The sequence below is a fragment of the Sphingopyxis sp. sgz302558 genome, from assembly GCF_057220455.1.
In genome coordinates this window covers 73013-93717 of record NZ_JBXPUZ010000004.1, presented here as the reverse complement: position 1 = coordinate 93717, position 20705 = coordinate 73013, and the positions used below count along the sequence as shown (strand labels likewise).

At 60.8% G+C, this 20705-nt stretch carries 26 protein-coding genes; 19 read left to right on the top strand and 7 right to left on the bottom strand.

Going from position 1 to position 20705, the window contains the following annotated elements:
* The 17 genes from AC2TC0_RS14360 to AC2TC0_RS14280 form a co-directional block, all read left to right on the top strand.
* A partial coding sequence (locus AC2TC0_RS14360) for a hypothetical protein (protein WP_484718170.1) occupies window positions 1-324 on the top strand: 324 nt, incomplete at its 5' end.
* Window positions 312-797 (top strand): hydrogenase maturation protease, encoded by a 486-nt coding sequence (locus tag AC2TC0_RS14355; protein WP_007015747.1) that lies wholly within the window; start codon window positions 312-314, stop codon window positions 795-797. The genes AC2TC0_RS14360 and AC2TC0_RS14355, both read left to right, overlap by 13 nt.
* Before the next feature lie 3 nt (window positions 798-800).
* Window positions 801-1112, top strand: a complete 312-nt coding sequence (locus AC2TC0_RS14350) for a hypothetical protein (RefSeq protein ID WP_007015748.1) — start codon at window positions 801-803, stop codon at window positions 1110-1112.
* A 96-nt stretch (window positions 1113-1208) separates the two neighbouring features.
* Window positions 1209-2207, top strand: a complete 999-nt coding sequence (locus AC2TC0_RS14345; protein ID WP_007015749.1) for a tetratricopeptide repeat protein — start codon at window positions 1209-1211, stop codon at window positions 2205-2207.
* A 12-nt stretch (window positions 2208-2219) separates the two neighbouring features.
* The gene (locus AC2TC0_RS14340; protein ID WP_196490157.1) at window positions 2220-2426 is read left to right on the top strand and encodes a hypothetical protein; all 207 of its coding nucleotides are present in this window, start codon (window positions 2220-2222) and stop codon (window positions 2424-2426) included.
* 11 nt (window positions 2427-2437) lie between these two features.
* Window positions 2438-2659 carry a hypothetical protein gene (locus AC2TC0_RS14335; RefSeq protein WP_007015751.1) on the top strand — a complete coding sequence of 74 codons (222 nt, stop codon included), beginning with the start codon at window positions 2438-2440 and terminating at the stop codon, window positions 2657-2659.
* A gap of 4 nt (window positions 2660-2663) precedes the next feature.
* Window positions 2664-3530, top strand: a complete 867-nt coding sequence (locus AC2TC0_RS14330) for a NifU family protein (RefSeq protein ID WP_007015752.1) — start codon at window positions 2664-2666, stop codon at window positions 3528-3530.
* Window positions 3527-4705: an NHL repeat-containing protein gene (locus tag AC2TC0_RS14325; protein ID WP_007015753.1), complete on the top strand. Its 1179-nt coding sequence runs from the start codon at window positions 3527-3529 to the stop codon at window positions 4703-4705. The genes AC2TC0_RS14330 and AC2TC0_RS14325 overlap by 4 nt, the downstream gene beginning before the upstream one ends.
* Window positions 4702-7068: a carbamoyltransferase HypF gene (hypF, locus tag AC2TC0_RS14320; RefSeq protein WP_230960710.1), complete on the top strand. Its 2367-nt coding sequence runs from the start codon at window positions 4702-4704 to the stop codon at window positions 7066-7068. Before AC2TC0_RS14325 ends, hypF begins: the two co-directional genes overlap by 4 nt.
* 17 nt (window positions 7069-7085) lie before the next feature.
* On the top strand, window positions 7086-7355 hold the full coding sequence (locus AC2TC0_RS14315) for a HypC/HybG/HupF family hydrogenase formation chaperone (protein WP_007015755.1): 270 nt from the start codon (window positions 7086-7088) through the stop codon (window positions 7353-7355).
* 35 nt (window positions 7356-7390) lie between these two features.
* Entirely contained in the window at window positions 7391-8035 is a 645-nt protein-coding gene (locus AC2TC0_RS14310; protein ID WP_052118066.1) for a D-sedoheptulose-7-phosphate isomerase, read from the top strand.
* Complete coding sequence (gene hypD / locus AC2TC0_RS14305; protein WP_007015757.1) at window positions 8032-9165, top strand: hydrogenase formation protein HypD; 1134 nt, start codon at window positions 8032-8034, stop codon at window positions 9163-9165. The genes AC2TC0_RS14310 and hypD overlap by 4 nt, the downstream gene beginning before the upstream one ends.
* A complete protein-coding gene (hypE, locus tag AC2TC0_RS14300) occupies window positions 9162-10211 on the top strand; it encodes a hydrogenase expression/formation protein HypE (protein ID WP_007015758.1) in 1050 nt (349 codons plus the stop codon). The genes hypD and hypE overlap by 4 nt, the downstream gene beginning before the upstream one ends.
* Before the next feature lie 15 nt (window positions 10212-10226).
* A complete protein-coding gene (locus AC2TC0_RS14295) occupies window positions 10227-10946 on the top strand; it encodes a HoxN/HupN/NixA family nickel/cobalt transporter (RefSeq protein WP_007015759.1) in 720 nt (239 codons plus the stop codon).
* On the top strand, window positions 10946-11188 hold the full coding sequence (locus AC2TC0_RS14290; RefSeq protein ID WP_011536540.1) for a hydrogenase maturation nickel metallochaperone HypA/HybF: 243 nt from the start codon (window positions 10946-10948) through the stop codon (window positions 11186-11188). Before AC2TC0_RS14295 ends, AC2TC0_RS14290 begins: the two co-directional genes overlap by 1 nt.
* A complete protein-coding gene (hypB, locus tag AC2TC0_RS14285) occupies window positions 11188-12081 on the top strand; it encodes a hydrogenase nickel incorporation protein HypB (RefSeq protein ID WP_007015761.1) in 894 nt (297 codons plus the stop codon). Before AC2TC0_RS14290 ends, hypB begins: the two co-directional genes overlap by 1 nt.
* Window positions 12082-12477: 396 nt before the next feature.
* The gene (locus AC2TC0_RS14280) at window positions 12478-13314 is read left to right on the top strand and encodes an alpha/beta hydrolase (RefSeq protein ID WP_062780548.1); all 837 of its coding nucleotides are present in this window, start codon (window positions 12478-12480) and stop codon (window positions 13312-13314) included.
* A 303-nt stretch (window positions 13315-13617) separates the two neighbouring features.
* On the opposite strand, the gene AC2TC0_RS14275 is transcribed toward AC2TC0_RS14280, so the two are convergent.
* The 5 genes from AC2TC0_RS14275 to AC2TC0_RS14255 form a co-directional block, all read right to left on the bottom strand.
* Window positions 13618-13920, bottom strand: a complete 303-nt coding sequence (locus tag AC2TC0_RS14275; RefSeq protein WP_039330864.1) for a HigA family addiction module antitoxin — start codon at window positions 13918-13920, stop codon at window positions 13618-13620.
* Window positions 13910-14200: a type II toxin-antitoxin system RelE/ParE family toxin gene (locus AC2TC0_RS14270; protein ID WP_039858854.1), complete on the bottom strand. Its 291-nt coding sequence runs from the start codon at window positions 14198-14200 to the stop codon at window positions 13910-13912. Before AC2TC0_RS14270 ends, AC2TC0_RS14275 begins: the two co-directional genes overlap by 11 nt.
* A 250-nt stretch (window positions 14201-14450) precedes the next feature.
* Window positions 14451-17405: a MobF family relaxase gene (gene mobF, locus AC2TC0_RS14265; RefSeq protein ID WP_066044340.1), complete on the bottom strand. Its 2955-nt coding sequence runs from the start codon at window positions 17403-17405 to the stop codon at window positions 14451-14453.
* Window positions 17402-18142, bottom strand: a complete 741-nt coding sequence (locus AC2TC0_RS14260; RefSeq protein ID WP_066117704.1) for a hypothetical protein — start codon at window positions 18140-18142, stop codon at window positions 17402-17404. Before AC2TC0_RS14260 ends, mobF begins: the two co-directional genes overlap by 4 nt.
* 65 nt (window positions 18143-18207) lie before the next feature.
* Window positions 18208-18519: a hypothetical protein gene (locus tag AC2TC0_RS14255; RefSeq protein ID WP_066044338.1), complete on the bottom strand. Its 312-nt coding sequence runs from the start codon at window positions 18517-18519 to the stop codon at window positions 18208-18210.
* 397 nt (window positions 18520-18916) lie between these two features.
* Between AC2TC0_RS14255 and AC2TC0_RS14250 the strand changes: the two genes are divergently transcribed.
* Window positions 18917-19255 carry a hypothetical protein gene (locus AC2TC0_RS14250; RefSeq protein ID WP_152998736.1) on the top strand — a complete coding sequence of 113 codons (339 nt, stop codon included), beginning with the start codon at window positions 18917-18919 and terminating at the stop codon, window positions 19253-19255.
* Between the two features lie 48 nt (window positions 19256-19303).
* On the opposite strand, the gene AC2TC0_RS14245 is transcribed toward AC2TC0_RS14250, so the two are convergent.
* A complete protein-coding gene (locus tag AC2TC0_RS14245; protein ID WP_321164273.1) occupies window positions 19304-19627 on the bottom strand; it encodes a hypothetical protein in 324 nt (107 codons plus the stop codon).
* Between the two features lie 80 nt (window positions 19628-19707).
* Here AC2TC0_RS14245 and AC2TC0_RS14240 point away from each other — a divergent pair, with 80 nt between their 5' ends.
* On the top strand, window positions 19708-19836 hold the full coding sequence (locus tag AC2TC0_RS14240) for a hypothetical protein (RefSeq protein ID WP_484718169.1): 129 nt from the start codon (window positions 19708-19710) through the stop codon (window positions 19834-19836).
* Between the two features lie 148 nt (window positions 19837-19984).
* Here the strand turns inward: AC2TC0_RS14240 and AC2TC0_RS14235 are convergent, their stop codons facing one another.
* A complete protein-coding gene (locus tag AC2TC0_RS14235; protein ID WP_484718168.1) occupies window positions 19985-20551 on the bottom strand; it encodes a hypothetical protein in 567 nt (188 codons plus the stop codon).
* Between the last annotated feature and the right edge of the window lie 154 nt (window positions 20552-20705).

The window sequence follows — 20705 nt, the reverse complement described above, 5'->3', positions numbered from 1 at the left end:
TTGCGCATGGCCACTGATGCAGACGAAACCCTACGGCGGGAGATCGCGGGTCTTCTGGCTGGCGGCCTTGAAACCGAAGTCTTCCCCAGAGCCGAAGACTCCGCGCAGGTCAACGCGATCGTGTCCCGCCTGCAATCGGAAGGCAAGGACCTTGCTTCCAAACTTGTGATTGCCGGGTTTACAGATCACACCATCACGGCTGATGAACTGGAACAGCCCTGCGAAACCTGCATGTATTACCTTATCAAGCGCCGTTTCTGTGATCTGCCTGAACTTATGCTGCCGGTTGAACCCGAGTGGTCGTGCCGCCTGTGGCGAATTTAGACGCACCTGCCACTGCGATCATTGGCTGCGGCAATATCAATCGCGGTGATGACGGGGCTGGTCCGGCCGTCATCGCCCGGCTTGCTGCTGAAGATTTGCCGTCTGATGTAGCGCTGCTGGATGCCGGCACTGATGGGATGGCAGTGATGTACCGTGCGCGCGGGGCGCAGCAGCTTATCGTGATCGATGCAAGGGAGCCCGAAGGCAAGCCGGGGGCTATCTACGAGGTTCCCGGCGATGTGCTGGCGGCAGAACCGGTCCATGGCGTGGGTCTTCACGCGTTCCGTTGGGACAACGCCCTGTTTGTGGGACGCAAGATCTTTGGCGATGACTTCCCTTCTGATGTGCAAGTCTATCTGATCGAAGCGCAGACGCTGGACTATGCCACCGAGCTTTCCGGGCCGGTAGTTGCAGCGGTCGAGAAGGTGGCGGCCAAGATCGCGGCGCGGCTCGTCATCGCCCCCGAGGCTTAAGTCATGGAGCAGACCATCTCGGTCGCGCGCGGGACGATCCGGTTTCCCGCAGGCCTGGTCGCTACCTATTTCTCGGGCATCGATGCAGTTGCGGTGCTGATCGATGGCGCGACCTTGCGGATTTTGCCGGTGTTTCACGCGGCGGCCGGAGGAGCGCTGTTGAAACAACGCAATGCTCAGGGTGATCGGGTAGTTGGCGCTTTCGATGTGTTCGAGGCGCACGGCCTGGCCGACTTCGAGGCGCAGGACGTCCCCGTAAGGTGGTCAAGCGGAGATGCGGCGCTTCTTGCGGACCTCCCCGTAACTGATAACTAAGTTTACATAACGAAAAACTGGTAGACAATTTACCCGGCGCTCGTTTTAAGGGCTGCAGGCCCGAATCCGATCAAGGGGAGGCCGGGGAGAGTCGGGATGGTTGCGCTCAGTCGCACAGAGGATCAGCTGGCGGCCGCCTTGAAGGTGGTGGAGGAAAGTGACGCTTCGGTTATCGAGAAAGCCGAAATGCTCATGGAAATTGCCATGGGTCTGCAACAGCGGCCGAAGGAAGCCGACGACCTGCTGGCAGCCATCGAACTCTATGAACAGGCAATCCATCAGTGCGGAGACCAGGATGCACTGCTGACTGCCCGGATTCGTGCGCGAATGGCCACGGCGCTCATGGCAATTCCTTCCGAAATTGCCGCACCGATCGAACAGGCTCGTGACTTGCTGAAACAGGCAACACCGGTCCTGGCGGAGGGAGGCAGCGGCGAAGAGGTGGCTGAAGCGGAAATGAACCTTGGCCTCGCCCTGCAGACTCTTGCAGGCGCAGGCATGGCACGAATTACAGATGCAATATCCGCCTATCAGCGATCGCTGCGGACGTTCAACAAGCTGCGTCATCCACGCGAATATGCCATTCTGAACAACAATCTGGCGACCGCCTTCCTCTCCGTTCCGATTACGAGCGAAAGCGGCAAGATCAGCGAAGCGCTGGCGGTGCAATCATTTGAAGAAGGACTTTCGGCGGTCAATCTGATCGATCAGCCGATGGAATATGCAATGCTGCAGAACAATCTGGGCAATGCGCTGCAATATGCATCATCGAGCCACCGGGTCGAGAACGGTTTCCGTGCGCTGGAGGCCTATGACGAGGCGTTGAAGGTGCGCCAGCGGGACAACACTCCGCTTGAATATGCCAACACCATAGCGAACAAGGCCAATTGCCTTTGCAACCTCCCTGACGATCCGGAAGACGGAGAAGCAGGCAATCCACGCAACATCGCGCAGGCGATCAAGCTGCTGCGCGAAGCGCGCGAAATATTTGCCGCTTCCGGAGCGCAGGACCGGGCCGAGAGCGCGGCGCAAACGATCATCGAACTTGAAATGGCAGTGCGCGGCGAACCCTCGCGCGCCAACGGCGGATTTTAGAGAACAATGGAGGTGAATTTGCTCGTAATTTTACTGCTGGCCCTAGTGGCCGGAATAGCAGGGGCTCTTGTCGGCGGCGCGCTCTCGGGCCTGAAGATTGGCGGGGCTGCGCTGGGCAAGCAACTGGCAGCCCAACTGGGCGGGCTATACGGCCTGCTCGCCGGAGTTCCCGGTGTAGTCATGGGACTCGCCGTGCTGTTTTTCATGCAATCGGCCTGAGGGAGACTACCATGTTTGATATGGTTTTCAGTTCAACCAAGTTGTTTTTTCAGGGCAAGCTGTTCCAGGATACGGCCCTCGCCATCCGTCTACTTGTGACCGGGGCTGCCGCAGCTACCGTTGCAACTGTATTGGTTGGCATGGTTGCACCACTATGGGGAGCGGCGATTGCCGGGGGCCTGGTGGGCGGCTTGCTTCAGCCTTACCTCTACCGGAACATCAAGTACGCCTGATCCGATGTCAGAGGCGGATCCCCAGCGGCCCGAGCCAACGCTTTCCCGCCTGCTGGGGGATCTGACCGCGCTGGAAGCGCTGGCAGAGAACTGGGAAGAAGGTGCACGCAATGGTGCGCAGGCACGGGCAGCGGCGCTTGACGCGCTCAATGCCGAAGCCTTCCGTCGCCTGATCCGGTCGCTGCGTGAGCTGCCCGGCGCAGCCGAGGCTTTGCGTCAGGCGGCGGCGGACGAGGTGGTCTATTGCGTGCTCCGCCGCCATGGCATCCTCAAGGCCAGCCTGTTCGAGCGGGTCGATGCCGCGCTTGCCACGGTGCGCCCGACGCTGGCCGGCCATGGCGGCGATGCCGAACTGGTCGAAGTATCTGGCGACAAGGCAGTGGTCCGTTTTCTGGGGGCCTGTGATGGATGTCCCGCTTCGGCGCTGACTTTCTATGCCGGGGTAAAGAAAGCGATCACTGAGCAAGTGCCCGAAATCCGCGAAGTCAAACAGGCCAAGGGGCTGGGTGGCGGCGGCGGTGACACGGTGCATTTCACCTCTCCCTTCGCCGCGCATGAGCATGAAGGCTGGCTCCACGCGCTGCAACTGACTGAATTGCCCGACGGGACGACTTCTGTCCTGGAGCTGGAAGGGCGTTCGCTGCTTCTTTCGCGCTTCGGGGACAAGGTTACCTGTTTCGAGAACGCCTGTGCGCATCTTGGCATGCCGATGGACCAGGCGGAAATTACCGATGGCTTCATCACCTGTCCGCACCATGGTTTCCGTTATGCGCTCGAAAGCGGTGAATGCCTGACGGCACCGGAAGTGCAATTGCAACCTCATGCCGTACGCGTCCGAGGGGACGCCATCGAACTGAGGCTGACGCGATGAAAGTATCGCTCGCGCCCTCCTTCCGTCCGGTCAAAGCCGAAGGGACGCAAATCGCGGGGGCACCGCTGCTGGAAGAAGGCGGGCCGCGCGTTGTGCTCGGGTGGTCGCCCGGCGACATTGCAACGCCGCTGTCTCCCGCCGCTGCAAGCCTGTTCGGGCCGCGCGGTGTCTGCCTGCATCCTGATGGAACATTGTGGGTCGCGGATACCGGGCATCATCGGCTGCTGGGATGGCGAAAAATTCCACAATCGGACAATGAGCCTGCCGACATTCTGATCGGCCAGCCGAGTTTCTCACGCGAAGGCCGCAACGCCAAGGGGCCTCCCGGTCCTGCTACGCTCAATGTGCCAACTGGCCTGTGCTCATGGCGCGGCGGATTAGCCGTGGCTGATGCCTGGAACCACCGCGTGCTGATCTGGCGCGAAGTGCCAACAGGCAATGGCCAGCCAGCCGATCTGGTGCTGGGTCAGGAGGATAGTGAATCCGTTCTGGCCAATCGCGGCGCTGACCGTCCAACCTCGGCCAGCCTGCACTGGCCCTATGGCGTGGCCGAAGTGGCCGGCAGACTGGTCGTATGCGACAGCGGCAACCGCCGCCTGCTGGTTTGGAGCGATCCTTCAGAAACCGGCCAGCCAGCCGATCTGGTGCTGGGCCAGCACGACTTCTCTACGCGCGACGAGAACGCGGGCGGCGAAGTCACGGCGATGTCGATGCGGTGGCCGCATGGAGCCTGCTGGTGGAATGGCCATCTCGCGCTGGCAGATAGCGGCAACAATCGTGTAATGCTGTGGCGCGGATTTCCAGAGCACAATGGCGCGCCTTGCGACGCAATCCTGGGACAGCGGGACGCCGCGCATTGCGATCACAATATGTCCTCCTACTATCCCAGCGCGGCCAGTGTGAACATGCCCTATGCGACGGTTGAAGCCGGTGGCCAGCTGATTGTGGCCGATACCGCGAACTCGCGTCTGCTCGGCTGGGCAGACAGCGCCACCGGCATTGCGGCGAACCGGCTTTGTGGTCAGCCGGACTTCGCCAGCAAAGGCGACAATCGCTGGGGCATGCCCGAACGAGACAGCCTGTGCTGGCCCTATGGCCTGTCAGCGCTGGGTGATCTGGTGGCGGTTGCCGATAGCGGCAACAATCGCGTCCTTTTGTGGAATCTGGCGCGGTGACCGGCGAACGCCTTCTGGTACGCGGCCAGGTGCAGGGCGTAGGCTTCCGGCCCACTGTATGGCGGGTTGCACGCGAGCTTGAGCTAACCGGTGATGTGCGCAACACCAGCAGCGGGGTTGAAATTCGCCTTTGGGGCGAAGCGGTGTCGCGCTTTGAAAGCGAACTGCGCGCGGCTCTGCCTGCATTGGCGCGGATTGATGCGATAGAACGCGTGGCAATTGATGCTGTGCGGCCCGAGAGCTTCGTTATCGGTGCATCGGAAGGTGATGGCATGCGCGGGGCTGTAACGCCCGATGCGGCAATCTGCTCCGCCTGCCTTGAAGAAGTGCGCGACCCTTTCGAGCGTCGCTATCGCTACCCCTTTACCAATTGTACCGAATGCGGGCCGCGTTTCTCGATTATCGAGACCGGCCCCTATGATCGTGCCCGCACGACCATGAGGGGTTTCGCGATGTGCCCGGAATGCGGAGAGCAATATTCCGATCCGACAGACCGGCGCTTCCATGCCCAACCTATCGCGTGCCATGTTTGCGGACCACGCGCATGGATCGAGCGCCTTGGCCCCGGTACTGTTAATCACGAAGCCTTTTCGATGATGGACGACGTGGATGCCGCAGGCGGCATGCTGATGAACGGGCATATCGTCGCCATCAAGGGGCTTGGCGGCTTTCATCTCGCCTGTGATGCCACCCGCGCGGAGGTGGTGGCCGATCTGCGTATGCGCAAACGGCGCAGGGGCAAGGCCTTTGCCCTGATGGCGCGCGATCTGGACGTTATCTGCCGTTATGCCGAATTCTCGGAACAGGAAGCCGAACTGCTGGCATCGCCTGAAGCGCCGATCGTGTTGCTGCGCGCATCGGGGGAACCGCTGCCCGAAGCGGTTGCGCCGGGGCTGGACCGTATCGGCTTCATGCTGCCGCACACCCCGCTACATCACCTGCTGTTGCGGCGGATGAAGCGCCCGGTGGTGATGACTTCAGGCAATCTCTCAGGCCGCCCGCAATGCACGACTAACGAGCAGGCCCGCGCCGAACTGGAAGGCATTGCCGAATTCGCGCTGATGCACGACCGGCACATTGCCAACCGGATCGACGACAGCGTTGCGCGGGTCGATCTGGGCCGGGTCCGGCTGCTGCGCCGCGCACGCGGCTATGCCCCCAGAGCTATCGACCTGCCCACCGGCTTTCCGCGTGACATTTCAATACTGGCCATGGGCGCGGAGCTCAAGAACAGCTTCTGTCTGGTGCGCGATGGCGAAGCTGTGCTGAGCCAGCACATGGGCGATCTGGAAGATGCGGCCACCGAAGATGATGTGCGCCGCAACCTCGATCTTTATACCCAGCTCTACGACCATCAGCCAGCGGCAATCGCGGTGGACGCGCATCCTGAATATCTTTCGACCAAGCATGGGCGCGAAATCGCGGATGGACGACCGGTGATCGCGGTACAGCATCACCACGCCCATATCGCCGCCTGTCTGGCAGAAAACGGCCGCTCGCTCGATGCCGCCCCTGTACTGGGAATCGCGCTTGACGGTCTGGGTCTGGGTGATGACGGCACGATCTGGGGCGGTGAGTTCCTGATCTGCGATTATCGCGGATACCGTCGTGCCGGGATGCTCAAGCCGGTCGCACTACCGGGTGGGACTGCGGCGATCCGCGAACCCTGGCGCAATGCCTATGCCCATTTGATGGCGCAGATGGGCTGGGCCGAATTCGCGATGAATTTCGCTGACCTGCCATTGTTTGCCCGCCTTTCCGCCATGCCGCGATCCACGATCGATGCGATGATCGCCAGCGGCACCAATAGCCCACTTTCTTCCTCATGCGGGCGGTTGTTCGATGCCGCTGCGGCGATCTGCGGTCTCGCCTGGGATCGGCAGGAATATGAAGGGCAGGCAGCCATGTTGCTGGAAGCAGCAATCGATCCGGCGGCGCTGAATGAGCCGGACGATCTGGCCTATCCTTTTTCCATTCCGTTGCTGGGCGGGCGTGGGCTTCCCTATGTTGAACCGCTCGCCGTGTGGCGGGCGATGCTGGGTGACCTGCTGCTGAATACGCCTGTTGGGGTGATGTCCGCGCGGTTCCATCGCGGCCTCGCACGGTCTGTTGTGGCCATGGCGCAGCGCCTGACCGCAGACGATGGCCCTGATACTGTGGCCCTGTCTGGCGGCTGTTTCCAGAACGCCACGCTGTTCCGCCTGGTCCATGAAGGATTGGAACAACTGGGGCTCAACGTCCTCAGCCACTCGAGAGTGCCCGCCAATGATGGCGGTCTGGCTTTGGGGCAGGCCGCTGTGGCCATGGCCCATTTGCACGAAGCGACCGCGGAAACCGAAAATGGGAGAGAAGTATGTGCTTAGGTATTCCGGGACAGATCGTGGAGATCACCGATGCCGGGCGCAAGCTGGGCGTGGCCAATGTCTCGGGCGTGCGGCGCCCGGTCAACCTCGCCTGCGTTATTGGCGAAGGCAGTGTCGAAGACCTGATCGGCACATGGGTGCTGATCCATGTCGGATTTGCCATGAGCAAGATTGACGAGGATCAGGCGGCCGAAACACTGCGCATCCTGACCGAGCTGGGAGAGGCGCAGCAGGAACTTGCAGCCATGCGCGACGGCGATCGCGCGTTGGGAGACGCGCAGTGGTGACCACTGGCCCTGCCTTGAATGCGCTTTATCCGCATATGCGCAGACGTGGCGAACAGCTCCGTGCCTCGGCGCAAAGCCTGCGCCATTCGGTTGAGAGCAAGGCTCGGGACCACACTGAGGTGTTCGGCAAGTTTTTTGCAGAACAGGCAGACGAGCTGGTCGCCGCCGCGACCACGCTGGCCGCAAGCTATCGCCAGGGCGGGCGCCTGCTGGCCATGGGCAATGGCGGATCGAGCTGTGATGCCGCGCATGTCGCGGTGGAGTTTCTCCATCCAGTGACCGCCGGAAGGCCGGCGCTGGGTGCGATCAACCTCGCGGCCGATGTCGCGATGCTGACGGCAGTCGGTAATGATGTCGGACAGGACCATGTGTTCGTGCGTCCGCTGATTGCCCACGGGCGGCACGGTGATTGCCTGATCGGCTTTTCGACCAGCGGCAATTCCGCAAACCTCATCCGGGCTTTTGCCAAGGCACGGGAGATGGGCATTGCCACGATCGGCCTGGCGGGTGGTGACGGGGGCGAGATGGCCCGCGCCGGACTGGATCATCTGCTGGTGGTCCCAACAGGCTCGATCCACCGGGTGCAGGAATGCCACCTCGCGGCCTATCACATCCTCTGGGACCTGACCCACACGCTGCTAGCCAATGACCGGGCCGCACCGCTGGAGGCAGGCGCATGAAGTATGTCGACGAATTCCGCGATCCGGTTCGCGCCGGTGTCCTGCTCAAGGAAATCGAGGCCCTGACTGCACAGATCATGGCCGGGCGCGATCGCCCAGTCGTCATCATGGAAGTGTGCGGCGGCCACACGCATTCGATCTTCCGATACGGCATCGAGAAGATGCTTCCGCCGGAAATCGAGTTTGCCCATGGGCCGGGCTGTCCGGTTTGCGTGTTGCCGATGGGCCGGGTCGATGATTGCGTGGAACTGGCTATGAAGCCGGAGGTGATCTTCACTACGTTTGGCGATGCCATGCGCGTGCCGGGATCGCGGCTCAGCCTGCTAGGCGCAAAGGCCGAAGGGGCCGATGTGCGGATGGTCTATTCACCACTCGATGCCCTCGCGCTGGCCCGTGCGAACCCGGACCGCGAAGTGGTTTTCTTCGGCCTCGGCTTCGAGACGACGATGCCCTCCACAGCCCTGACAATCCTGCAGGCCCAGGCAGAAGGGATCGGCAATTTCTCGCTGTTCTGCAACCACATCACCATCATCCCCACGATCAAGGCGATCCTCGATTCACCCGATATGGGGATCGATGGCTTTCTCGGGCCGGGCCATGTCTCGATGGTCATCGGCACTGATCCCTATGACTTCATCGCACGCGACTATCACCGTCCGCTGGTGGTCGCCGGCTTCGAACCGCTCGACGTATTGCATTCGGTTTGGATGGTGCTTCGGCAAATGGCCGAAGGCCGGGCGGAGATCGAAAACCAGTATGCCCGGATTGTGCCACGCTATGGCAATGAAGCTTCGCTGGCTGCGGTTACGGAAGTATTCGAACTGCGGGAATTCTTCGAATGGCGCGGGCTGGGCTCGATCGACCATTCTGGCGTCCAGATTCGCGAGGCCTATGCGGCCTGGGATGCTGAGCGAAAATTTGCCGTTGCATCGCCTAGCATTCCGGATCCCAAGGCTTGCCAGTGCGGCGAAGTGCTGAAAGGCGCGATCAAGCCATGGCAGTGCAAGCTGTTCGGTCGGTCGTGCACACCGGAAACACCGATGGGTGCCCTGATGGTTTCGTCTGAAGGAGCATGTGCCGCCTATTATCAGTATGGCGGGATCGATGCGGTGCCGGAGCCAGCGCAATGAACGCTGTAACTCCCACTGGCAACGGACGGCTGCGAGCGGAGCGGGTCACGCTGGCGCATGGCGGTGGCGGCAAGGCCATGCGGGATCTGATCGAGGATGTGTTTACCTCGGTTTTCGAACCCGACGGGTTGGAAGACCAGGCGCGGTTGAGCCACGAAATGTTGGCCGTGGAGGGTGCCCGGCTGGCCTTCACCACGGACAGTTTCGTAGTGCAGCCGCTCGAGTTCCCCGGTGGCGATATCGGCAAGATTGCGGTTTGCGGCACAGTTAACGACCTTACCGTCGGCGGCGCGCAACCGCTGTGGCTGTCGGCGGCCTTTATCATTGAGGAAGGCACCGAAGTCGCCTTGCTACGCCGCGTGGCAGCGGCCATGCGTAGGGCGGCCGACCAGGCCGGTGTGCGGATCGTGACCGGCGATACCAAGGTGGTTGAGCGCGGTGCCGCCGATACGCTGTTCGTCACCACTTCCGGAGTGGGAGTCATCCCTGCGGGACGCGAACTTGCCGCGGAGAAAGTTCGCGCGGGCGATGTCGCGCTGGTCAACGGCGTACTGGGTGATCATGGCGCCGCCATTCTGGCCGCGCGCGGAGACATGGTTTTCGAGGCGGATATTCGTTCGGATTGCCGCCCGCTCAATCACCTGATGGAAGCGGTGATCGAAGCCGCACCGGGTGTGCGCTGTGCGCGGGATGCCACCAGAGGAGGCCTGGCCAGCGCACTCAACGAAATATCGCAAGCCTCGGCCATCGGGATCGAGATCGACGAGGCCAGATTGCCAATGAGGGCCGAGGTCAAGGGCGTGTGCGAACTGCTCGGGCTTGATCCACTCTATCTCGCCAATGAAGGGGCGCTGGTGCTGTTCGTTCCAGAGGAGCAGGCGGAAGCTGCGCTGGCAGCCATGCGCTCAACCGAGGCAGGGCGCGATGCAGCCATTATCGGGCGCGCGGCAGAGATGCGCAGCCCGCGCGTGGTCATGCATAGCCTGTTCGGCGGAAGCCGGATCGTCGACATGCTGGTCGGCGAGCAACTGCCGCGTATCTGCTGAGGGAGAAGACCTGCCATGCAACTCTCGTTGATCGCCCTGGGTTTCCTTGCCGGAATGGGCCATGCGCTCGAACCCGATCACCTCGCCGCAGTCGGTGCCATGGCCACGGGACGGAATTCGCGCCGGTCGATGGTGCTGCGGGGTGCTGCGTGGGGGCTAGGGCATACGCTCACCCTGCTCGCGATCTGTTCTGCAGTGATCCTGCTGGGCATGGCATTGACAGGCCGTACGGCAGCCCTTCTGGAGAGCGCCGTTGGCTTCATGCTGATTCTGCTGGGGGGCGATGTACTTTGGCGGATGCGCAAGGCACGGGTGCATTTCCATCTGCACGATCATTCCGATGGCGAACGTCATTTTCATGCTCACAGCCATCTTGGCGAACGGGCGCCCCATGATGCGAGCCGCCACGAACACTCTCACCCCCACAAATTTCCCTTGAAAGCGCTGGCTGTCGGGCTGGTGCATGGCGCGGCAGGATCGGCTGCCCTGCTTACCCTGGCAGTCGCTTCGGTTGGTGATCCTCTGCTGGCGGTTATCTATGTCCTGCTGTTCGGAGTTGGCTCAATTGCAGGAATGGCTGCGCTCAGCTTTGTCGCCTCCTGGCCGCTTGGCTATGCAGAGCGTGTTGCCTTGCGACTTCATCGAGCGCTGAATCTGTCGTTGGCTGTGCTGGCACTTGGCCTGGGATTGCACACGATCTACGCCAACCTGCCTGGCGTGTTGGGGGCGGCCTGATGCACGAGCTGTCTCTTGCCCGGAATATTGTCGCCATTGTTGGTGATCACGCGCAGGGTCGGCGGGTGTCGCGTGTTCGCCTGGCAGTCGGCCCCTATGCCTGCGTAGAGCGCGAGGCGATCCGATTTTCATTCGAGGTGGCGAGCGAAGGTACGCTGCTCGAGAAGGCTGCACTCGAATTTCTGGAAGGCGAGACCGACCAGTTCATCATCAAGGATTTCGATATGGAGGAAATGGCCTGATGTGCGGCACCTGCGGATGCACCGATCCTGACAACGAGATCGCGATGATCGACCCGGAAACCGGAAAGCGAGTGCTGCTTCGCGGCGGCGATGACCATTCCCACGATCATGACCACACCCACGATCACAATCATTCACACGATCATGATCATTCACACGGGCACCATCATCACCATCATCATGATCACGGGCATGACCATCACCACCACGGTGAACAAGCGGCGCGTGTATCGCTGGAAACCGCCGTGCTTGACCGGAATGATCGCCAGGCGGCTCGCAACCGGGGCTGGTTCGAAGGGCGCGGTGTTGTCGCGCTCAATCTCGTCAGTTCGCCTGGGGCTGGCAAGACGACCTTGCTCGAAACCACGATCCGGGCGCTGGAAGGAAGTCTGCCGATTGCCGTTATCGAAGGTGATCAACAGACGGCCAATGATGCCACGCGCATTCGCGAAGCGGGGGCCCGTGCAATCCAGATCAACACAGGGGCCGGCTGTCACCTCGAAGCCGATATGGTTGCCCGCGCTGTTGAAGAACTCGCACCGAAATCCGGCTCGTTGCTGCTGATCGAGAATGTCGGCAATCTTGTTTGTCCGGCGATGTTCGATCTGGGTGAGCGGATGAAGGTCGCCGTTATCTCCACCCCGGAGGGCGAGGACAAGCCACTCAAATATCCGCACATGTTCCGCGCAGCAGAGGTGGTGCTGATCAACAAGATCGACCTCGCCCCGCATGTTGGATTCGACGAGGCCGCATGCCGCTCAAACATCTCCTCAGTAAACCCCAATGCGCGCGTCTTGCTGGTTTCCGCCCGCACCGGTGAAGGGATGGACGCGTGGTACGATTTTCTGCGAGCAATGGCGTCAGCAGCCGCGGATGGCGGGTGCCTCATTTAGGCGGGACTGCCCACGGGACTAAGATCGTCATCTTGCCCTATCGAGGAATGGCGGCTTTCTTTAGTTTTAGAGCCCAGACCGGACGGTCCGAAACCGGCCCTGTTTCACCCATGATCCGCCGCGTGAATCTATGTCCGGTTTCAACGGTTGGTTCTGAGACCGGGAACGACGGCTCTGTTGGCGGCAGCAGCCTGCCAAACCCTAACCGCAGCTATTGCAATTGGCATCCCGGAACCGGATTTTCCGGACACAAGCCAAAAGCGGTCACATTAACATAGCTTTGAATTATATTGTGATAGACCCTCGAAAATTCCAGCCTTGGCGAAGGTTGAAATGTCCTCAAAGGCAAGAAGGCGATCATTCCTAACGTGGCGAACACGATTGGGCTGTATGGGGATGCTGGCTTTGATTGCCGGACTTACCGGCATCTGGGTTGTTGGTTCGGCAATGACTGGCGCGACCAACGCGTCGGTTGAACCTGCCCCCGCGCCCGCCACCGAAATCCGGTTGACGACATCGGATCAGGTCGAGATCGCTGCGAGTTACTGGAAGGCTGACGATTCCACCGCCCCGGCCATTCTCTTGTTGCACGGCAACGGCGGCAATCGGCGAGATATGCTCGATATGGCAACGTGGTTGGCAGGCGAAGGCTATTCCGTGCTGTCCATCGATATGCGCGGACATGGCCAATCCAGTCCACAAAGCAAAAGTTTCGGCTATCTTGAAGCCCGTGATGCCCATGCCGCACTCGCGTGGCTCAGGCAGCAGCACCCCGCGAGCAAGCTGGGGGCAATCGGTTTCTCTCTGGGCGGTGCGGCCAGCGTTCTTGGCGACAGAGGCCCTCTCGACGTCGACGCTCTTGTGATGATGTCGGTCTACCCTGACATTCGCACGGCCATTTTCAATCGCATCGAAGCCGCCGTCGGGACCCTGCCGGCAGTGGCAATCGAACCGATGCTGAGCTATCAGTCCATTCCACGCTATGGAGTTGGACCGGATAAATTGTCTCCCCTCGCAGCCATGAACAAGGTTCGCGTTCCGGTCATGGTGGTTGGGGGAGAGCTCGACGCATACACTCCTCCCGCTGAGATTGAAGCCATGTACCGGGCAGCACCGCCAGGAAGCGAGTGGTGGATACTGGAGGGCTTGGGACACGATGAAGTGGTTCGCGCTAATGACCCTGCGTTTCGTAAGAAGCTCGAGACCTATCTTGTTCGCAGTCTAGCACGATGAAGCGCGAGATGGTTGGGCTGGGTCCGCCCCTAGGGCGAAGGCACTGGGCATTGCGTAAGTCCTGATGACTCGTCCTCGCCGCGGGATGCACTGCATCACCTACGTACGGCCATGCCAATCGACGAGGTTGGCCCGGTGCGCGTAAGTCGGCTCTTGTCGAAAACCGACGTTTTGGCGATGCGGGGAGGAATAACGGCTTCGTCCCCAAGATCGGTTGTTGGTGCCGATGTTGTAGTTTGATGAACGAACGGAGGGTTTCAGGGGGCAGGTAATTGCCATTGAATGTCGGTTATGTTGGCGATGTCAGGCAGCTGTTGCGAGTTTCTCGACCTTTATATCCTGCTCGTGCTTGCGAGCCTGGGCCAGTTCATAGGTCGTCTGCATCCGCAACAGCGTGTCGGCCTTGATGCCAAAGGCCTTCTCAAACCGGATAGCCATATCGGCAGACAGGTTCGAATTGCCATTCAGCAAGGTGCTCAATGCCTGCCTCGATACACCAAAATGCTCGGCCAAAGCCGTCACGCTGACCTGCGCGGGCTCCACGATTTCCGTCTTCAGCCAGTCCCCCACGTGGACCGCGAGCGACGGGTGCATCTTAAGCGCCATGATAATCCTCCAGATCCATATCGATCAGCGCGCCTTCGTCATTCAAACCGAAGGTCATCCGCCAGTTTCTCGTAACCGTCATCGACCAGATCCCCTTCCGATCGCCTGTCAGCTCATGCAATCCGAAGTTCGGAGGCACCGACAGCTCCTCGAAGCTTTCCGCAGCGTCGATGAAGGCGAGCATCTTGCGCAGTCGCCCCGCATCTCCAACCAGGCCTTTGGCGTTACCCGTCTCGAAGAAGCGGCGCAGGCCCTTGTGCCTGATGCTCTCTATTTCCATCATGCGGGCTTAGCCCGGTGCCGCAGGACTGTCAAGTGTCGCGCGACACATGTCAAAGGTGAGAGGCGATGGGTCTATACTCGCGCTGGCCATTCCGGCCATCGGAGAACCATCATGGGACATTCAGACCTCGACCCCGCTATTCATGATCGGAGCCCCTGGAACGCTGGGGAAAAAGTTGGTCCGAACATGCCTGTCTTGTCGACGAGTGATGTTCCCGCTGGTCAACGCATAGAGCAAGGCTGCACTTTCACATCTCCATCTCGAAGTCGTCGCCGATGTCGGGCTCCTCGCGTTCCACCTCATTCTCCCGCTGGGGCTCACGTTCCTTTTCAGGAGCGGGAAATTCCCTCGCCATCGCCTTTTCGAACAGTTCGGCCGGGCTTGGCGCATCGCGGACCGGGTTCTCCAGCAACTCGCCTGTTTTAGGGTCGAACGCCTCCCCGTCAGCGTCACTCAGTTCGGGCGCGAGATCCATCGCGTGCGGGACACTGCCGCGGTGGCCCTCGATGCTGTCTCGAAGCGCGGCCTTGTCGTCGGTCACAAGAGTAAGCTCCTCTCGCGCCCGCGTCTCCAGAACATAGTGGAGGCTTTCGCTGTTGAGGAGCCGGTCACCGCTCGACATCACCGCGATAGCGCGATCGACCGTGATCCCCTGAGCACGGTGCATGTTGAGCACCGCCGCATGACCAATGTGCTCCCGCGCCGGATCGTCCGGGCCAAGAGCATATTGCCGCTCGCCATTCGCCAGGTGAAGCGTCTCTCCTTCGATCGCAGTCACCACTGCCCGCGTCCCGTTGACGACACCGAGATCCTTGTCGGGCGTGGTGAACATCAGCCGGTCCCCTTCCCTCACCTCCGTCCGCCCGGGTACAGCCAGGCTGACACCTGAGCCAGATGGAGGAAGCCCGCGCGGATCGAGCCAATATTCTTCGCCTCCCGACGTCAGCTGCACAAGATTGTCTTCAGGCGAGACGATGCCGATCTTGTACGAACCGCGATTGAGGCCCGCCTGATCCCGATACACCTCCAGCCTCATGCCTTCGGCCCAACTGCGGATGTTGCGCAATTCCTCCCGCGTGAGGTTCAGCCGGTCCAGCGTTTCGATGGAAAGCACCTGCGAGCCGAGTTCGCCGCGCGCTAGCAAGCCGTCGCGGACATGGTCGAGCACGGCTTCCCGCAGCACATGCCCCGATGTCAGCAACGCCGTCCGGTCCCGTTCATGTGGCGACAGGGACAGGTACAAGGCGGCCGCCGCTGCAGCCGGGTCTGCCCGTTCGATAACGCGCTCGCCCAGCACATCGAAGGTCTTGCCGAGATCCCCTTTCCGCGCATGTTCTACTGCTTCGCGTAGCGCAGGATCGAGCTGACGGCGATTTTCGGTCAAGGTCTCGGTCGGCACGCCGTGCTGTTGCATCAGGCTGAATGCGCGTCCTGCCTGGACCGGGTCGATCTGCCTTTCGTCCCCTACAAAGGCAAGCTTCAGCGCGCCTGCCTTGTCGGCCAGCTCGATCAACAGTGCTGCCTCGCGGGTCGAGACCATGGACGCCTCCTCGACGATGACGAGGCGGTCCTCAAAAAGCGCCCTTCCCCGCTCGCCTGGCGACATGCGCCCCGCCCTGTCGGCATGCGCGACCAGCACCGAGGCAAGCGTATGCGCATCGAGGCCGCTTTCGCGCATTTCGGCGACGAGCGAGGCCTGCGACGTAAGGAACAAGGGCGCGCGACCAACTTGTGCCGTGATCGCGGCCGCAAAGCTGAACAGGGTCGACTTGCCGGTACCTGCATCGCCCTGAATGACCTGAATAGCATTATTACCGGATACCAGAGCCAGGATCGCGCCCTTCTGCTCGTCACTAAGCGCGAAACCGCGCTGCTGTTCCAGTGCGACAATCGCCTCTGTTGCCATGGTCCTATCGAGAAGCGCCACGCCGTTTCCAGCTCCTTCTCGAGCTGCCCGGATGATTGTTTGTTCGGTCTTGAGGAGATCTCGGGTGGTCAGCCGGTCGGCATGCTCGGTACCGGAACGGCCCCCAATCAGCACGCCTTCCCCAACCAGCGTATCGACCCGCCTTTCGATCTCACGAACGGTAGCCCCTTTTTCCGCGAACCCGAGCGCCGCCTTGAGGACATCCATCCGCTCAAAACTGGCCGACCGCTCGGCCAGATGCCGCACTCCAGCAGCTGTCGAGTAGGCAGCAGCCAGGTTGGCTCCAGTCCGTTGCCCGGAAGCGCCGACCATCAACGGTTCGGGCCGGGGTCCTAAGGCGCGGGTGATGCGCTCGATAAGCGCCTCACCCCATTCGCGCACGGCTGCGAGGATGGAGCGAGGTTGCGTCCGTTCCATGGCCTCCTTGATGACATCGGCAATCTCTGCACGAAACGGACCCTCCTTCTCCGCCCACTTCTGTCGGGCTGCATCACCAGAGCCGTGTTGCTTGGCATCGCGGGTGCGAACAGCGATGGCCTCCATCGCCTTCGGCGAGGTTACGCCGAGTTCGTCCGCCTTTGCCTGGATGTGGGCCCTGCGTTCGCTGAATGCCTCAATGGCCGCGCGCGAAATGCCGGCAATTTCGAACGATCCGTGCTTGCCTGTGATGCGCGTTTCGTATCCCAGTTGCGCCAGATTTGCCCTCAACTGGGCGTGATAAGCCGCCCCGATCACCGGTGCGTGCTGCCACAGTTTCACATTGTGCAATGCCCGCCATTCACCGTCCGCGCGCTGCGTCATATTGGCGACTGCGACGTGACTGTGCAGCTGCGGATCAAGGCTGCGGCTGAGGTCATGGTGGAAGCTTGCATGGACAAGATTGCCAGTCGCAATCTGCTCCGCGCCGCCCCTTCCCGCGCGGGCGAGAGCGAATCGTTCCTCCGCCCAGTTCATGGTGTCGCGAACCGCGTTTCGATGCGCCTCAATGACGCGCTCGTCGCCGCCGACAAGTGCTACAAGGGAAACCGATTTCGGCGCGCTGAAAGTGAGATCGGTACCCATGTTGCGCGCCCCGTCGGCTCCGCGTGCAAGCACATCGCCATTGGGCAAGATGCCGTCCACGACCCGCGCGAATGTCCCTGCCTCGACGGCACCCGCAAGACCAAGCGTGCCAGCGCCTTTGCCGCCCCATTCGGAGGGGCCTTCGTCCTGCGTATAGTAGTTATCCTGGGCGTAATATTCGGCGCTGGAGATCGCGGCGGGTGAGACGGTCATTGCGCTGAATTCGCCGCGCTTATTGCGGCCGGATCATAGGTCAGCCGGCAGCTCGCAGGCTCGCTGGCGCGCGCCAGACGGTCGACACATGCGCTGAAGTTCCGAGTGAATTCTTCGCTCGATCCTAACAGGATTCTGGTCTGCAAAAGCGGGCGCCGAACGACCTCGTATTCAGAAGACAACTTGATCCCGGCGGGCAGCGCCGAGCTTTCGCCCACCAGTCGCGTCGCGACCCAGCGCGAAGGCGCGGTATCCGCAAACAGGAATGCCAAGGCAGCAAGGGTCAAAAAGCAGCCCAACGCACCCGCTCCAACCATCCAGCGGTCGCGCAATTTGCCGCGTTGCAATTGACCGATCGCTGCCCGCGTAACACGATGCTCCGCGCCCTGATCGACGGCGCTTTCAAGCTTGGAAAAACGCGCATTCTGACGTGTCTCGAAGTCAGCGATCAGCTGCTTCAGAAGGTCGCGCAAATGGGCCGTGCCGCCAGTATTCGTGATCGTGGTTTTGAGGCCGTCGAACTCCTTCTTGAGCTGCCTCGGAATCGCCTGCGCGGTGGTGTTCAGCAGATGATTGAACTGACCGATGAAGCGGTCGAGCTCGCCGAAAAAATTATCGATCCGGTCGAGCGTGCGATCAGCCTTCAATCCCACCGCCCGCTCCGCGCGTCCGATGTTGGTTTTCAGCTCTTTTCGGACCGCCGCTTCGATCCATTCGGAAGCCGAAATTCCGCGCATTTTTGCCGCGCGCTCGATGTCATTTCGCAGGTCAGCGGACAGCCTTGGCCGGAAGTCGATTGTGCTCATTTGCCGGTCCTCGATTTGGCTTCGACAAGCATGCGTTCGGCCAGTTCGAACGACGCCTTCTGGACGTCGTGAAGCGACGTGCTTTTTGCCACCTTCGCAACGAGCTTGAGGACCTGCTCCTGGTTCGCGCGGACCTTGATCAACTGGTCCAGCAGTATCTCGTCGAATGGTTCAAGCTCTCCATGAAGTGCGCGCAGCAGTGTCTGCGAGACCCAGGCGCTACGCGACTCTCCGACGACAGATGCTTGGTGCTCGATTTTCGCCAATTGCTCGGTGGTGAGATAAATCGTGATCGGTACTTTTGCCATCCAGTCCTCCTTTCAGGAGCGTAATGGAAAGGCAAAGCGTCACAAGCAAAATACGCAGAGGGGGCGAGACTAGTCTCATGTTTTTATTGGTCTTTTTGCTCTGTGGACCACCTTGGACCACGCGGACCTGCACAGAGCAATGCGTGGTCCAGATGCGTAAATAGCTGTAATAGCCCAATTTTCCCCGCACCGGCGGGTGCATCGGGTGTGCATAAAATTAGGGACTTAGGCCCTGTGCTAGGTTCAGTGCCATAGGGGGATCACTGGCCCAGCTGGTCTTCCGGGGGGAATGTGCCGGCGAGCCGGACTCGCGAACTGACCACAGACGTTTGGCCTGCCTCTGTGGACCGCTGTGTCACGTCATTGGCACCACGTTCGATCAAGGTGGGCGTCCAATTTGGGCATGCTTCGAGATGAAGTATCGCGAGAGCAGCAAGCAAAAAAATGCCTCGAACAGACCCTGCGATTGGTGCATCTTCGCATGGTCTTTCAAGGCTTGGAGGAATGCGCAATGGTGTCGAAACTTGAACGCGAACGATCTGCCCTGGCAGCAGCGGAAAAGGAGCTGGAGGAGCGCCGGCAGAAGCTTGCAGAGCTTGAGCGTGAGGAAGCAGAACGAGAGCTGAATCGGCTCATCAAAAAGGTCGGTCAGGATACGGCGATTGCCCTTCTGGAGCTAGCCGTCAAAGTGAAGCCAAAGGTAGCGATTTCTGCTCTCGAAAAGCTCGGCGGGTGAGGCCTGATTTTTGCCGAGTTGGGCGGCGGTGACCACCGCCCTGTCTCGTCAGAATTCATCGGCCATTTTGCCTGTAGCGGTGTAGACGATCTGATCGATCAGGTGCATCGGCAGCTCGCCATAGTCTCCCTCCTCAATGAGGATGTACCCGTCCCGGGTCTCGACGACATGGACGTCGAAGAATGTGTGGTAGGAGCGCCGCTCAGCTTCGAGCGTTTTTTCATCAAGGGCGATGATGTTGGGATTGATCTGGCGAAGCACTGAAATGTCGTCTTCGTAGCTTTCTGTTGTGTAGCACATGACCTTGCCTCCTGGCGCTCGGCGGCTCGTCCGCCATGCCATGAAACAGCGCCCCGTCAGTGTGCTGGTCACCGGAGCGAAGCGGAGGCTTGACCGCTAATTTTTCGATGGTGCGGAAGCCGGCGCAGCACGGCTTCTCGGTCGGGAAATTAGTGGTTGACCAGTATGCTGGCGGGGTGCTCATGGCGATGGTGGTGGACGTGCCTGCGGCGGGAGGCATGCGTTACCAGCGACTTCGCGAAAGCTATGTGCCGGAATGTGGCTGTTCGGCAGTGCCATGACCAGGCGGCATGAAAAAAGGGCACCGCGGCAACGTGCCGGGCACCCTTTTCCACCTCGATCCTGCAGGAGGCTGGTTGCAGATCGAGCGTTAAACATGGCGACGAGTTCAGCCGGTTCGTGGCTGCTCGTGAACTGCTGTCCGGATAGTCATAAGGTCCATTCGAGCAGTGGATGTTGCTCTCCACAATCGGTGGCGGCGATGAACGCGAGGCTTTCGAAGAGCGGAGTGATTCCTGCCTTGACGAAAGCCGCGTAAGTCCGGTGATCCTCGAGCGCTGTCCCAAGCTTATGCAGGGGCAATTGGCCAGATTCATTTGCATGGCGGCCAAGAGAGGTGAGCACCTTAGCCGCAAGGTCGCTGCTCATGGTGATGTCACCTACTAGAGCGATGTGTTCACTAACGCGCATCGTGATCGGCGCATCGCATTGCTGGTGCTCGATCCGGAGCATTCGCCCAAGAAACTGCGCTTCCTCGACGATCGCGATCATCTCCGGACGATGGTCGAAGCATGATGCGAACTCGGCGATGGCAAGCGCGTTGGCATTGATCTCGAAGTTCAGGGGCGCGGCCAGGAATTCGCCTGGATCTGCATCGATTGTACTGTTGGTGGTGTGCAGTCTGCGCATCAGCGCTGCGAGCTCTGGCGGACGTATCTGAGCCGGTTTCGAATGGAGCCTTGTCTCGATATCCTTGACGCGGAATGTGACGAGCATCTTTGCCTCCTGTCGCTGCTCGTCCCCTCCATCCCCCTTTCCTTTCTCACTCCCCGAGCTTGTGGATGAATGTCGGCAGATGGTTCTGGTTCACCCCAAGGATGGCCGGTCGACCTATTGTCCGGGTGTAGCAGTTGGCGCGGCACCGATGTCC

Bases quoted from the DNA above. Each gene is read 5' to 3' on its own strand.
- AC2TC0_RS14350 (WP_007015748.1), top strand. From the start codon at position 801: ATGGAGCAGACCATCTCGGTCGCGCGCGGGACGATCCGGTTTCCCGCA.
- AC2TC0_RS14345 (WP_007015749.1), top strand. From the start codon at position 1,209: ATGGTTGCGCTCAGTCGCACAGAGGATCAGCTGGCGGCCGCCTTGAAG.
- AC2TC0_RS14335 (WP_007015751.1), top strand. From the start codon at position 2,438: ATGTTTGATATGGTTTTCAGTTCAACCAAGTTGTTTTTTCAGGGCAAG.
- AC2TC0_RS14330 (WP_007015752.1), top strand. From the start codon at position 2,664: ATGTCAGAGGCGGATCCCCAGCGGCCCGAGCCAACGCTTTCCCGCCTG.
- AC2TC0_RS14325 (WP_007015753.1), top strand. From the start codon at position 3,527: ATGAAAGTATCGCTCGCGCCCTCCTTCCGTCCGGTCAAAGCCGAAGGG.
- AC2TC0_RS14310 (WP_052118066.1), top strand. From the start codon at position 7,391: ATGCGCAGACGTGGCGAACAGCTCCGTGCCTCGGCGCAAAGCCTGCGC.
- hypD (WP_007015757.1), top strand. From the start codon at position 8,032: ATGAAGTATGTCGACGAATTCCGCGATCCGGTTCGCGCCGGTGTCCTG.
- hypE (WP_007015758.1), top strand. From the start codon at position 9,162: ATGAACGCTGTAACTCCCACTGGCAACGGACGGCTGCGAGCGGAGCGG.
- AC2TC0_RS14295 (WP_007015759.1), top strand. From the start codon at position 10,227: ATGCAACTCTCGTTGATCGCCCTGGGTTTCCTTGCCGGAATGGGCCAT.
- AC2TC0_RS14290 (WP_011536540.1), top strand. From the start codon at position 10,946: ATGCACGAGCTGTCTCTTGCCCGGAATATTGTCGCCATTGTTGGTGAT.
- hypB (WP_007015761.1), top strand. From the start codon at position 11,188: ATGTGCGGCACCTGCGGATGCACCGATCCTGACAACGAGATCGCGATG.
- AC2TC0_RS14280 (WP_062780548.1), top strand. From the start codon at position 12,478: ATGCTGGCTTTGATTGCCGGACTTACCGGCATCTGGGTTGTTGGTTCG.
- AC2TC0_RS14275 (WP_039330864.1), bottom strand. From the start codon at position 13,920: ATGGCGCTTAAGATGCACCCGTCGCTCGCGGTCCACGTGGGGGACTGG.
- AC2TC0_RS14270 (WP_039858854.1), bottom strand. From the start codon at position 14,200: ATGGAAATAGAGAGCATCAGGCACAAGGGCCTGCGCCGCTTCTTCGAG.
- mobF (WP_066044340.1), bottom strand. From the start codon at position 17,405: ATGACCGTCTCACCCGCCGCGATCTCCAGCGCCGAATATTACGCCCAG.
- AC2TC0_RS14260 (WP_066117704.1), bottom strand. From the start codon at position 18,142: ATGCGCGGAATTTCGGCTTCCGAATGGATCGAAGCGGCGGTCCGAAAA.
- AC2TC0_RS14255 (WP_066044338.1), bottom strand. From the start codon at position 18,519: ATGGCAAAAGTACCGATCACGATTTATCTCACCACCGAGCAATTGGCG.
- AC2TC0_RS14235 (WP_484718168.1), bottom strand. From the start codon at position 20,551: ATGCTCGTCACATTCCGCGTCAAGGATATCGAGACAAGGCTCCATTCG.